This window comes from Serratia sp. GW822-FHT06D09, from assembly GCF_058799515.1.
This window is the reverse complement of record NZ_JBXALO010000001.1, coordinates 15,613-28,902: the sequence shown is the minus strand read 5'-3', so window position 1 is coordinate 28,902 and position 13,290 is coordinate 15,613. Positions and strand designations below refer to the sequence as shown.

Genomic DNA, 13,290 nt, shown 5'->3' with positions numbered 1-13,290 from the left:
TCAACGGCTGCGCCGTTCAAACCAGGCTTTGATCAGGTTCTCAAACCCCAGCAGGCAGTGGCCGAAAAACGGGTTGGGATAGTAAATATCGTGGTCGTACTTTTGCCGATCCTCATAAATAAAGGTCATATCGGCCTGCTGCGCCAGCGGGCTGTTTCCGTCGCCACAAAACGCCGCCAGCCGGATATTATTGCGTTTCACCGCGTCGCTCCAACTCAGCGCAGAGCTGCTGTTGCCCGATTTTGAAATCACAATCACCATATCAAACCGGAAACGCATCTCTCGATCGAGGATCTCGAAATCCGGCCACAGCGACAGGTAGCTGTCGATGCCCAGCGTCATAAATTTGTTGTACATGTACTGCGCCACCAGCTGCGAGAAACCGCTGCCGTGGATCAGGATTTTGCCGCTGTCGAGCAGATCGAGGAATTGGGTCTGCTGTTTTAAGCTGGCCGGTGCCGTCGGCTGCGGCTGCTCCTGAAAAGCCGGTGCCATCACCAGGTTGAACTTGATGAAATACACCAGTTCCAGATAGCCGCGAAAGCCCAGCTTTTTCGCCAACCGCACCAGGGTCGAGGGTGAACTGTGGCAACGAACGGAAACCGCACGGATACCCTCGTCAATGCAGGCGTCCGGGTTGTCGAAGATAGCGTTGAGGATGGTGAGATCCGTTTTGCTCAGATCCGCCTGGCTGAATACCTGCTTGAAATTCACCGTCGCCCCTGCTCATTTAACCAAAGAAAGGCCGGCGTCAAACGGCCGGCCAGTTACCCGAGTCAGACAGCGCATTGACCTGGGCTTAAGGCCTATCAGCCCTTTCAACTTTCCCTACCAGGAATTTGTGCACAAAACGTGGTACCACCGCGCTGGCCTGGCCGTAGTGTTTTTCATCAAACTGACTTTCCACCTGGCTGGGCTCCAGGTTGAGCTCCATGGTATGCGCCCCACCCAGCCGCGCTTCATGCACAAAGCCCGCCGCCGGATAAACGTGGCCCGAGGTGCCAATAGCGACGAAAAAGTCGGCCTTGGCCAGTGCCTGATAAATTTCATCCATGCCCAGCGGCATTTCGCCGAACCACACCACGTGTGGGCGCAACGGGGCCGGGAATTGGCAACAATGGCAGCGGTCGTCCACGCTAAGGTCTTCGGGCCAGTCAAAGACCTGCCCGGAGCTGGTGCAGCGTACTTTCAACAGCTCACCGTGCATATGCAACACCCGCGAGCTGCCTGCGCGCTCATGCAGGTTATCGATATTTTGCGTTACCAGCAGGAAGTTATCCCCCAACCAGGCTTCCAGATCCGCCAGGGCACGATGCGCAGCGTTAGGTGCAATGTCCGGCGATTGCAGCTGACGACGGCGTTCATTGTAAAACGCCTGTACCAGCTGTGGATCGCGCTGATAACCTTCCGGCGTAGCAACATCCTCCACGCTATGCTCTTCCCACAACCCGTCTGCCGCCCGGAAGGTACGAATACCCGACTCAGCCGAGATCCCGGCGCCGGTCAACACCACGACAAACGGCTTTTTCAGCTCGGCCGCCGCCATGGTATCGCGATGAAAAATCCGCGAACGAAAGCGCTGATGCAGCACATGCTTACTCTTGCGAAACTGACACAGCCGATGACGAGTGTGCATTAACTCTCTCCTTACTTTTCCCTGTTAACCAAATTGAGGAACGCCGCCCCGCGTACGCCACCGGCGTCCCCGTAACGGGCTTTTTCAATTCGTGGCAGCTTGGCCACGCGCAACACATGCGCCGGCAAACGCTGCGGTAACGCCTGGTAAATAGCGTCAAAATTCGACAAGCCACCGCCAATCACCACCAGATGCGGATCGATGATAGTCAGCAGATTGCCCAGGCATATCGCCAGGACGTCCATAAAACGTTCGACATGAGCCACCGCCTGCGGCTCACCTGCCTGATAATGCGCAATGATCTGCTGCGCAGGCAAGTGCTGCTGGTAAAAGTGGCCGTACATCCACTCAAAACCGCGGCCAGAAATGTAATTTTCGATGCAACCCTGATGACCGCACCCGCAAGGAACGCGAGGTATATCACGTCCCAACACCTCCAGCGCATCCACCGGCAGACGGAAATGACCAAATTCACCGGCGATATAGTTACGCCCGGAGAGCACCTTACCGTCGACGATTAGCCCGCCGCCTACCCCGGTACCGAGAATAATACCCAGCACCGTCGGATAGCGACGAAACTCCTCGTCCCAGGCCTCCGACAGCGCAAAGCAGTTGGCGTCGTTATCGATGCGTACGTCACGGCCAATCAACTCGGCCAGGTCATGCGGCAAGCGCTGGCCCATCGCCGCCGGGACGTTGGCGGTGAAAACCGTACCGTCATCGTCGTTGGGCAGGCCGGGAATACCGATACCTACCATGCCTTTCTGGCCACAAAACGAATCCGCTTCAAACGTCAGATCGCGCAGCGTCGTCAGCAGTTGTCGATAATCCTCACGCGGCGTCGGCACCCTTTTTTGCCAGATACGCTGCAGATCTGCATCGAACACGCCCAGCTCAATCTTGGTGCCGCCCATATCGAAACCGTAGTACATAACCCACCCTCAGGCTAAAAAAAGGGGCGGCATCTCTGCCTCCCCTGATTTTCATTATTGTCCGCTCAACACTCGCGCCGGATCGATACGGCTGGCGCGCCTGGCCGGATACCAGCTGGCCAACAGGCTGAGCACCAGCGCGGTCACCAGTACAATCACCACGTCCAGCCAGTGCAGCTCAGAAGGCAGGAAGTCGATGAAGTAGATATCTCCCGACAGGAACGAATGCCCCATCAGCTTTTCCAAGCCTTTGATGATATTGGTCAGCTGCAGTGAGGCGATAACCCCAACCACCACGCCGCTGAGGCTACCCACCAGCCCGGCCAGCAGGCCGTACCAGATAAATATGGCGCGGATAAAACCGTCTTTGGCCCCCAAGGTGCGCAGTACGGCGATATCACCACTCTTGTCCTTCACCGCCATCACCAGCGTGGAGACAATGTTAAAACAGGCCACGCCGATCACCAGCACCATCGCCAAATACATAATCGCGCGGATCATCTGGATATCGCGGTACATATAGCCGTAGGTGCCGATCCAACTCTTGATATACACGTAGGAATTGGTGACTTCACCAGCGTCGCGCACCAGCTTGTTGGCGGCAAACACGTCGTTAACCTTGATGGCAATACCTGTGACGCTGTCACCCATGTCCAGATACTGTTGGGCATCGGCCAGTGGCACCATAGCCAAACTGTGATCGAGCTGACCGCTGAGCTGCAAAATCCCGGTGACGTGTAAACGAATGCGCTTCGGTTGCAACAGCTTCATCTGCGGGTCGCTGTTGGGGATCATCACCGTCACATAGCTGCCCTGCTTGACGCCCAAAGCGTCGGCGACGCCCTTGCCGAGGATCACCTGTTGCTCACCGCTTTTGAAATTGGCCCAGGCGTCGCCCTGCACATATTTCGGCAGCGCGCTAAGCTGGTTTTCCTGCTGAGGATCCACCCCTTTCACCCCGACCGCCCGCAGCTGTGCGCCGTTTTCCATCAGGCCGGTAAAGTTGATATAGGGAGCGGCGGCCAAAATGCCGGGTACTTTCTCCACCCGCTGCAAAATTGACGACCAGTCTTTGAACGGCTGCTTAACCGGCTCTATTTCACCGTGCGGCACCACCGCCAAAATGCGATTTTTCAGCTCGCGCTCAAAACCGTTCATGGCGCTCAGGCCGACGATCAGCACCGCCACGCCCAGCGCGATACCTATGGTGGAAATCACCGAGATCAGCGACACCATGCCGCCGCGCTTGCGCCCACGGCTGAAGCGCAGGGCCGTCAGAAACGAAAGTGACGCTCCCGCCATTACTCAGCCCCCAACAGCGTCAACTGGGCCTGCAGATGGCCATCGGCCATTTCCAGTTGGCGGCTGAGGCGCTTGGCCAACTGCAAGTCATGAGTGACCACCAGAAACGCCGTGCCCTGGCGCACGTTCAATTCGCCGAGCAGATCGAAAATGCTGTCGGCAGTGCGTTTATCGAGGTTACCGGTAGGTTCGTCCGCCAATACCAGCGACGGGTTATTGACCAGCGCACGGGCAATCGCCACGCGCTGACGCTCGCCACCGGACAGCTCTGAAGGCCGGTGCTTACTGCGTTTTGCCAACCCGACCGCCGTCAACATTTCCAGCGCCTTTTCCTGCGCCTGCGCCGGTTTCATCCCGCCGATCAGCAAAGGCATCGCGGCGTTTTCCAGCGCGGTAAAGTCAGGCAACAGATGATGGAACTGGTAGATAAAGCCCAACTGGCGGTTACGCAGCTCCGCCTTGGCGGCCGATGACAGGGTATTCAGAGACTGCCCTTTGTAAATCACCTCGCCGGAGGTTGGTGAGTCCAGCCCACCCAGCAGATGCAGCAAGGTACTTTTACCGGAACCCGAGCTGCCGACAATCGCCATCATCTCGCCCGGCTGCATGGCAAAGCTGACATTGCGCAGTACGTCGGTATGCAGGTTGCCTTCCTGATAGGTCTTGCACAGGTTGTCGCACTGCAACAAAAGATGGTTACTCATAACGTAAAGCCTCAGCGGGTTGTACGGCGGCAGCGCGCCATGAAGGGTAAAGCGTGGACAACAGAGACACCGCCATCGCCGCTACGGCGATAATCGTCACCTGTAGCGGATCCACCGCCACCGGCAGCGATGCGCCGTCAATCAAAGCGCCGAGGATCGGCATCAGGTTATTCAGGTTGCTGGCCAGCAACACGCCCAACAGCGTACCGAGCAGCGAGCCGATAATGCCGGCGCTGGCGCCTTGCACCATAAATACCGACATGATCTGTCGACGCGTCAGGCCCTGGGTCTGCAGAATGGCAACTTCGCCCTGCTTCTCCATCACCAGCAGGCCGAGTGAAGTGATGATGTTAAAGGCCGCGACGGCCACGATCAGGCTAAGCAACAGCCCCATCATGTTTTTCTCCATACGCACTGCCTGGAACAGCTCGCCCTTGCGCTCGCGCCAGTCTTTCCACTCGGTGCCCTGCGGCAATTTCTGTTGGCTGAGAGTATCGACCGTCAGCGGCTGCTGCAGGAACAGGCGCCATCCGGTGATATTGCCCGCCGGGTAGCGTAGCAGACGTGAGGCATCCTGCTGATTGACCAGCATCTGGGTGCCGTCCACTTCGCTGTTGGCATGGAAGGTGCCGACCACGGTAAACAGGCGTTGAATAGGGATGCGGCCCATCGGCGTGAACTGGCTGGCGCTGGGCACCATCACCCGCAGCGGATCGCCGCGTTTAACGCCAAGTTGCCCGGCCAACTGCTCGCCGATAATGATGTTGTACTGGCCCGGCTGCAACAGCTGCTGCTTGACGTTGACCAGGAACGGCGTCAAAGGATCGGCTTCGTCCGGATTGACCCCCAACATCACGCCGACCGCCACGCTGCGAGCGCTTTGCAGCACTACGTCACCGGTGGTCAGTGGCGCTACGCGGCTAACGCCCTGCAGGCTTTGTACCGCCGATGCCGGGATCTGCTGAGGGTTGATCGAGCCCTGTGGGCTGGTGATCAACGCCTGCGGCATCAGACCGAGTATGTTGTTTTCCAGATCCTTTTCAAAACCGTTCATCACCGACAATACGGTGACCAACGCCATCACCCCCAGCGTAATGCCGATGGTGGAAAGCCAGGAAACAAACCGTCCGAAGCGGTCTGATGCCCGCCCGCGCATGTAGCGCAGGCCAATGAATAACGCGACAGGTTGATACATGAAATCCGTTTTGTTGCCGTAGCTTAAGCAAAGTGATCAAGGATAATAAAGGCTATACCCCGTTTAGGGAACCACCCTGACGCCTTTTATTCCGTCGATCGCGCCAGCGGCAGCACGTCACCCGGCATCGCGCTTTAACAGGTTGTAAACCGAGACCCGGGAAATCCCCAGCGCCTCCGCCGCCATGGTGGCAGCCCCGCGCAGTTGCAGATAGCCCTGCTGCTTTAGTTGCTGGATCACCTGAACACGCTGCTCAGACGTGAGCGCGCGCGGTGCAGTGGCATGCGAAGCGGCAAAGTTGTTGATCACTGAAGCAATGTCGGACAGTGAGCGAGCCCCTTCATCCGCCGCCTGCGGCGTGCTCTGTACCACCGCGGTCAGTTGTTGCAGGATGGCGTTGACGCTGTTGAAGATTGAAACGTCCAGGTTAAGGCAGATCGCCGCCACGTAGACCCCCTGGCTGTTGCGCAGACCAATGGAGGTGCTCTTGGCCGGACGCCCATCCGGGAACGCATTGGCATAGTTTTGCACCACGTCCGGAAAATCCGGCGAGGCGATACGCTCAAGCCCCATTTCGCTGGCGGCATCGCCGATACTGCGGTTCGACAGGTTATTGGCGATGCTGACGATGGCATGATTCGGTTGCGTCAGATCGTGCAATACCACTTCACAGCTGGGCGCAAACATCGCGCCCAGTGCCTGAACAATTTTTTCCGCTTCGCGCAACAGCAGCGCATTTTCCTGCCTGAGATCGCTCATAAACTTAACCATTTGACAATAACTTTACAAAGAGTAAATTAAAATAATCGGGTAATCAATCAACCTTTCACCAGACGAGGTCGCCATGAGTTCAATGCCCCACTGCATCACCGCCGCCGATATCTCTACCGCCGCCGAAATTCTGGCAGGACATGCCCTGCGCACACCGGTCATGACCTCGCAGCAGGCCGACAACATCGCCGGGGCGCAGCTGTTCTTCAAGTGCGAAAACTTCCAGCGTGTAGGCGCCTTCAAGTTTCGTGGCGCGTACAATTCTATTGCTCAATTGAGCCCGGCGCAGCGCCAGGCTGGCGTGATTGCCTTCTCTTCCGGCAACCATGCGCAGGCAATGGCATTGGCGGCACGGGAACTGGGGGTCAAGGTGACCATCGTGATGCCGCACGACGCACCGGCAACCAAGCTGGCAGCAACGCGCGGCTACGGCGCCAACGTCGTGATTTATCAGCGTCACAGTGAAGACCGTGCTGCCATAACTCAACGGCTGGCAGCAGAACAGGGGCTGACGATAGTGCCGCCTTATGATTACCCGCAGGTCATCGCCGGCCAAGGCACCGCTACCAAAGAGTTGATTGAGGAAGTCGGGCCGCTGGACGTTTTGTTGGTGTGCACCGGCGGCGGTGGTTTGCTGGCGGGCAGCGCGGTGGCGGCACACCACTGGTCGCCCGGGTGCCGCGTTTTCGGCGTTGAACCACAGGCCGGTAACGACGTTCAGCTGGCGTTCCGTAGCGGCCAGCCGGTACAGATCCCGGTGCCAAAAACCATCGCCGACGGTGCGCAAACGCAGCAGGTGGGCACGTTGACGTTCCCGATCATTCAACAGTATGTAGAAGATATTTTAACGGTCAGCGACCAGCAGCTGTGCCGACAGATGCGTTTCTTTATGGAGCGGATGAAAATGGTGGTCGAGCCCACAGGCTGCCTGGCCGCGGCGGCGGCGATGAATTCACTGCTCGACCTGCGGGGCAAAAAGGTCGGGGTGATCGTCAGCGGCGGCAACGTCGACGTTGATAAAATCGCCGACTATCTTGCCATGGGCGCGCAGGAATAACGCCGCATTACGGGCACCACAACCTTCAATCTCTGGTCTATGGCTAAGTCATCGGGGCGAATTTATTCGCCCGCTAACGTTACTGGAGCGACTAATCTGCCTGCAGTACATTTGAAAGTCGCCGCTTGAAAGGCGACGGGTTTCGCGCTTTTACCTATGTCAGTTTATGGCTCAGTGGGCTAGTATTACCGGGTAAAGGCGCGTTGTAATCTGTGCCGGGCGAAATTTAACACATTGATTAAAGATACCTTAATGAGCACCTCCGATAACCCTAACCGTTCTTCATCGTCATCCTCCCGTTATTCCCTGCCTGAACGCGCGGGCGATTTGCGCCAGTTGGGGCAACTGACCGGCTCGGCCTGCGCCGTGGAGTGCGCCGAGATCGTCGAACGTCATAACGGGCCGGTGATGCTGATCGCCCCGGACATGCAAAATGCCCTGCGGCTGCGCGATGAAATTCAGCAGTTTACCGACCAGATGGTAACCACCCTGTCCGACTGGGAAACCCTGCCTTACGACAGCTTCTCGCCGCATCAGGAAATCATCTCTGCCCGTCTGTCGAGCCTGTACCATCTGCCGACCATGGCCCGTGGCGTAATTATTCTGCCGGTCAATACCTTAATGCAGCGCGTTTGCCCGCACGAGTTTCTGCACGGCCACGCGCTGGTGATGAAAAAAGGCCAGCGCCTGTCACGCGACAAACTGCGCGCCCAACTGGAACAGGCCGGCTACCGCAGCGTCGATCAGGTGATGGAGCACGGTGAGTTCGCCACCCGCGGCGCGCTGCTCGACCTGTTCCCCATGGGCAGCGAAGAACCTTACCGCATCGATTTCTTCGACGATGAGATCGACAGCCTGCGCACCTTTGATGTCGACAACCAGCGTACGCTGAACGAAGTCGAGGCCATCAATCTGCTGCCGGCCCATGAATTCCCTACCGACAAAAACGCCATCGAACTGTTCCGCAGCCAGTGGCGCGAGCAGTTTGAGGTGCGCCGCGACGCCGAACATATTTATCAGCAGGTCAGCAAAGGCACCTGGCCGGCCGGTATCGAATACTGGCAACCGCTGTTCTTCAGCCAACCGCTGCCGTCACTGTTCAGCTACCTGCCGGAGAACACGCTGATCGTCAATACCGGCAATCTGGAAAACGCGGCCGATCGTTTCTGGCTGGACGTTAACCAACGCTACGAGAGCCGCCGGGTCGATCCTATGCGCCCACTGCTGGCGCCGCCAAGCCTGTGGCTGCGGGTTGACGAGCTGTTTAGCGAATTGAAAGCCTGGCCGCGTATGGCGCTGAAAACCGAAGAGCTGCCCGCCAAAGCCGGCAACACCAATCTGGATTATCGCACCCTGCCTGATCTGGCGGTGCAAGCCCAACAGAAAGCGCCGCTGGACAACCTGCGTCGTTTTACTGAAAGCTTCGACGGCAGCATCATTTTCTCGGTGGAAAGCGAAGGCCGCCGTGAAACGCTGCAGGATTTGCTCGGCCGCATCAAGCTCAGCACCGCCTTGATCCAGCATCTCGATCAGGCCGAGCCGGCTGGTCGCTACATGATGGTCGGCGCCTCCGAACGCGGCTTCCTCGACGGCATGCGCAACCGGGCGCTGATCTGCGAAAGCGATCTGCTCGGCGAGCGCGTTAGCCGCCGTCGCCAGGACAACCGTCGCACCATTAATACCGATGTGCTGATCCGCAACCTGGCGGAGCTGCACCCTGGCCAGCCTGTGGTGCACCTGGAGCACGGCGTCGGGCGTTACGTTGGCCTGACCACGCTGGAAGCCGGCGGCATCAAGGCCGAATACCTGATCCTGGCCTACGCCGGCGAAGACAAACTCTACGTGCCGGTCTCTTCATTGCATCTGATCAGCCGCTACGCCGGCGGTGCGGACGAAAACGCCCCGCTGCACAAGTTGGGTGGAGACGCCTGGACGCGCGCACGGCAAAAAGCCGCCGAACGGGTGCGGGACGTTGCGGCGGAACTGCTGGATATTTACGCACAGCGCGCGGCCAAAACCGGCTTCGCCTTTAAACATAACCGTGAGCAGTATCAGCTGTTCTGCCAAAGTTTCCCGTTTGAAACCACCCCAGATCAGGAGCAGGCAATCAACGCCGTGCTGAGCGACATGTGCCAACCCCTGGCCATGGATCGTCTGGTCTGTGGCGACGTCGGCTTCGGCAAAACCGAAGTGGCGATGCGTGCCGCCTTCCTGGCGGTAGAAAACGGCAAGCAGGTGGCGGTGTTGGTGCCAACCACCCTGCTGGCGCAGCAGCATTTTGACAACTTCCGCGACCGCTTCGCCACCTGGCCGATCCGCATCGAGATGATGTCGCGTTTCCGTAGCGCCAAAGAGCAGCAACAGGTGATGGACGATGCCGTCGACGGTAAGGTAGACATCATCATCGGTACCCACAAACTGCTGCAGAGCGATCTGCGCTGGAAAGATTTGGGGCTGCTGATCGTCGATGAAGAACACCGCTTCGGCGTTCGCCACAAAGAGCGCATCAAGGCGATGCGTGCCGATGTGGATATTCTGACGCTCACCGCGACGCCAATCCCGCGTACGTTGAATATGGCGATGAGCGGCATGCGTGACCTGTCGATTATCGCTACCCCACCGGCGCGTCGTTTGGCGGTGAAAACCTTCGTGCGCGAATACGACAGCCTGGTGGTGCGCGAGGCTATCCTGCGTGAAGTGCTGCGCGGCGGTCAGGTTTATTATCTGTATAACGACGTGGAAAATATCGAGAAGGCGGCGGAAAAACTGGCTGAGCTGGTGCCAGAAGCGCGTATAGCAATTGGCCACGGCCAGATGCGCGAACGCGATTTGGAACGGGTGATGAACGATTTCCACCACCAGCGCTTTAACGTACTGGTCTGTACCACCATTATCGAAACCGGTATCGATATTCCCAGCGCCAATACCATTATCATCGAACGCGCCGATCGTTTCGGGCTGGCGCAACTGCATCAGTTGCGCGGTCGCGTCGGACGTTCTCACCATCAGGCCTATGCTTATTTGCTGACGCCAAATCCGAAAGCCATGAGCACCGACGCGCATAAGCGGCTGGAGGCCATCGCGTCACTGGAAGATCTGGGCGCCGGTTTTGCCCTGGCTACCCACGATCTGGAGATCCGCGGCGCGGGCGAATTGCTGGGTGAAGATCAGAGCGGCCAGATGACCACCGTCGGCTTTTCGCTGTACATGGAACTGTTGGAAAGCGCGGTGGATGCACTCAAACACGGGCGCGAACCTTCGCTGGAAGATCTTACCAGCAACCAGACCGAGGTGGAGCTGCGCATGCCGGCCCTGCTGCCAGATGACTATATCCCAGACGTCAACACGCGCCTGTCGTTCTACAAACGCATCGCCAGCGCGAAAAACGACGCCGAGCTGGAAGAGTTGAAAGTGGAGCTGATCGACCGTTTCGGCCTGCTGCCTGATGCGGCGCGCAACCTGCTGCAAAGTGCGGCGCTGCGTCAACATGCACAGAAGCTGGGGATCAAGCGCATCGAAGGTAATGAGCGCGGTGGTTTTATCGAGTTTGGTGAGAAGAATCGGGTCGATCCGGGCTATTTAATTGGCCTGTTGCAAAGCAACCCGCAGATCTATCGCCTGGATGGGCCGACCAAGCTGAAGTTTATGCTGGACCTGACCGACCGCCAGAAACGCCTTAAGTTTACCGAGGAACTGCTGACCGCATTCCGCGAACATACTCTGGCGGCCTGACCTATCCCCCTCCTGAACCTTCAGGAGGGGTTATTCCTGCCGAAAACCGGCACCCAGCGGGGCAAGCTGCATCAGCCTGCTGCAGACCACCCGATTTTTCCCCTGCCGCTTGGCGTCATACAGCGCCTCATCCGTGACCTCTATTGCCTTGTCCAACGCCATGCCGGGCAGGTATAACGACGCACCGATAGAAACCGTGATACGTGCCTCGACGTCTTCATCCAGCAAAAATAACGTCGTTTCCACGCTGCGTCGTATGCGCTCCGCCACACCGCCAATCACCGTCGGATCATAACTGGCGGTGATCACGATAAATTCCTCACCGCCATAACGACCGACGAAATCCTCACTGCGCACGCTGCTTTGCAACAGTTGTCCGACGCGAGCCAGCAGCAGGTCGCCGGCCAAATGGCCGTAGGTGTCGTTGATTCGTTTGAAATTATCCAGATCGAGGATCATCAACCCGCAGGGGCTGCGCTCCGCCTGCTGCTGGATGAGTCGATAGTCTACACTAGCGCGATTATTGATATGGGTGAGGCTGTCGGTGGTGGCTTTATCACGCATAGAGAAATAAGCGTGGATATGGCGCTCTTTGAAATTCAGCCCGTGGAAGCATATTGCCAGACACAGGGCCGAGACCGCCTGATACAACAACACATCTCCCCATAGCGCGCGTATATCTGCCAATAACCAGACCACTCCGATACGGTACAGCGCAATGATGCCAATGGTGAGATAAAACACCCGATTCGACTTTCTCAACCACACACGCGACAACAGCAATGGAATGATGATCGAGCCGATAAACAGATTATCGACGGTCAAGCCTCCCGTAAATGCCAGCGACATCAGGTAGCAGACCAGTCCACTGACCGCCCCGCCATAAAAGGTCACCAGTATCATCGGGATCATGGCAAAGCTGAAATGCAGGTTACCGCTCAACTCCAGCCGGTCCTGATTGAGAAACAGCACCGCCAGCCCGGCAAGCAGGCCAAAGACTATACGCCTCCATCCTTCGGACTGATAAGAAAAAGGCGCATTTTTACTGAGGGCAAAATAGCTGACGGACAGCGTGGCATAGGTAATGCAGGCGTCACTATACAGGGTGGGTATTGACGCGACGTAAGTCATAAATATTCGATAGGCTCCACGGAATCGACAGGGGGATTTAGCGACGAATTTTGAGCATTCCCTGTCTCATCCATTTCGGCATCGTACATATTATTACTCAGGTTAATAATAGATTAGCAGTTCTATGTTATTTCCAAGGTATCTATCCCATAAATTCTGTTCAGGATAATCTGTTGGCAACCAATAAAGGGGGCGACCATGAATATCGATGATGACTTGCATGTGCTTAGCGAACAAGAAACCGCGTTGACCTTCAGCCATTTTGACCATAACACCGCCTGGGAGCTGGGCTCTGCATTGAAATCAGCGGCCGAACAGCGCCGCCTGTCGATCGCCATTGAGATCCAGCTCGCGGGGCAAACGCTGTTTTATTACGCCATGCCCGGCACTACCCCCGATATCGCCGATTGGGTACGGCGCAAACGCAATGTGGTGAAGCACTTCCACAAGAGCTCTTACGCGATTGGCCTGCGCCTGCAGCAACGACAATCGACCCTGGAAGAACGCTATGGCCTGAGCGTCAGCGATTACTCGGCACACGGTGGCGCCTTCCCGATCAATCTTGGTGGCGTGGGCTGCATCGGCACCATCAGCATTTCCGGCTCACCCCAGTTGGAAGATCACAATCTGTTGGTCGGCACCCTGGCACATTTTCTCGGATTATCCCTACCGGCGGTTCACTAAGCGGTATAACCTGGCCTATTCTTTCTGCGCAGGCCGCCTGACCCGCGGCCTGTCTGTAACTTGTCATTTATCCCGTCCCTGAAAGAGTATAAGTCTGATTTTCCGAAGTGCATTGATGTATATCTAGGAATCGCCGTCACAACAGG

General features: G+C 57.3%; 11 protein-coding genes. 3 read left to right on the top strand and 8 right to left on the bottom strand.

The features are described from left to right. From AC1RKG_RS00130 to AC1RKG_RS00100, 7 genes are all read right to left on the bottom strand, one after another. The gene (locus tag AC1RKG_RS00130; RefSeq protein ID WP_116690697.1) at positions 1–714 is read right to left on the bottom strand and encodes a MurR/RpiR family transcriptional regulator; all 714 of its coding nucleotides are present in this window, start codon (positions 712–714) and stop codon (positions 1–3) included. 85 nt (positions 715–799) lie between these two features. Then, positions 800–1,636, bottom strand: coding sequence for a Sir2 family NAD+-dependent deacetylase (gene cobB / locus AC1RKG_RS00125; protein WP_046373822.1), 837 nt, complete (start codon positions 1,634–1,636; stop codon positions 800–802). A gap of 11 nt (positions 1,637–1,647) precedes the next feature. Beyond that, positions 1,648–2,568 (bottom strand): N-acetylglucosamine kinase, encoded by a 921-nt coding sequence (gene nagK, locus AC1RKG_RS00120; protein WP_493181630.1) that lies wholly within the window; start codon positions 2,566–2,568, stop codon positions 1,648–1,650. Positions 2,569–2,622: 54 nt separating this feature from the next. Then, positions 2,623–3,870 (bottom strand): lipoprotein-releasing ABC transporter permease subunit LolE, encoded by a 1,248-nt coding sequence (gene lolE, locus AC1RKG_RS00115; RefSeq protein ID WP_044549982.1) that lies wholly within the window; start codon positions 3,868–3,870, stop codon positions 2,623–2,625. Next, positions 3,870–4,574: a lipoprotein-releasing ABC transporter ATP-binding protein LolD gene (gene lolD / locus AC1RKG_RS00110; RefSeq protein WP_020826458.1), complete on the bottom strand. Its 705-nt coding sequence runs from the start codon at positions 4,572–4,574 to the stop codon at positions 3,870–3,872. Before lolD ends, lolE begins: the two co-directional genes overlap by 1 nt. After that, positions 4,567–5,769, bottom strand: a complete 1,203-nt coding sequence (gene lolC / locus AC1RKG_RS00105) for a lipoprotein-releasing ABC transporter permease subunit LolC (protein ID WP_044549980.1) — start codon at positions 5,767–5,769, stop codon at positions 4,567–4,569. The genes lolD and lolC overlap by 8 nt, the downstream gene beginning before the upstream one ends. 117 nt (positions 5,770–5,886) lie before the next feature. Then, the gene (locus tag AC1RKG_RS00100; protein WP_048760668.1) at positions 5,887–6,528 is read right to left on the bottom strand and encodes a helix-turn-helix transcriptional regulator; all 642 of its coding nucleotides are present in this window, start codon (positions 6,526–6,528) and stop codon (positions 5,887–5,889) included. Between the two features lie 85 nt (positions 6,529–6,613). Here AC1RKG_RS00100 and AC1RKG_RS00095 point away from each other — a divergent pair, with 85 nt between their 5' ends. Both AC1RKG_RS00095 and mfd read left to right on the top strand, forming a co-directional pair. Then, the gene (locus tag AC1RKG_RS00095) at positions 6,614–7,597 is read left to right on the top strand and encodes a threo-3-hydroxy-L-aspartate ammonia-lyase (protein WP_493181628.1); all 984 of its coding nucleotides are present in this window, start codon (positions 6,614–6,616) and stop codon (positions 7,595–7,597) included. Positions 7,598–7,849: 252 nt separating this feature from the next. Continuing rightward, positions 7,850–11,329 (top strand): transcription-repair coupling factor, encoded by a 3,480-nt coding sequence (mfd, locus tag AC1RKG_RS00090; protein ID WP_046373825.1) that lies wholly within the window; start codon positions 7,850–7,852, stop codon positions 11,327–11,329. A gap of 30 nt (positions 11,330–11,359) precedes the next feature. Here mfd and AC1RKG_RS00085 read toward each other — a convergent pair whose 3' ends face one another. Beyond that, on the bottom strand, positions 11,360–12,460 hold the full coding sequence (locus tag AC1RKG_RS00085) for a GGDEF domain-containing protein (RefSeq protein WP_122078684.1): 1,101 nt from the start codon (positions 12,458–12,460) through the stop codon (positions 11,360–11,362). A gap of 198 nt (positions 12,461–12,658) precedes the next feature. Between AC1RKG_RS00085 and AC1RKG_RS00080 the strand changes: the two genes are divergently transcribed. Further along, entirely contained in the window at positions 12,659–13,144 is a 486-nt protein-coding gene (locus AC1RKG_RS00080; protein WP_116690702.1) for a heme-degrading domain-containing protein, read from the top strand. Positions 13,145–13,290: the final 146 nt, after the last annotated feature.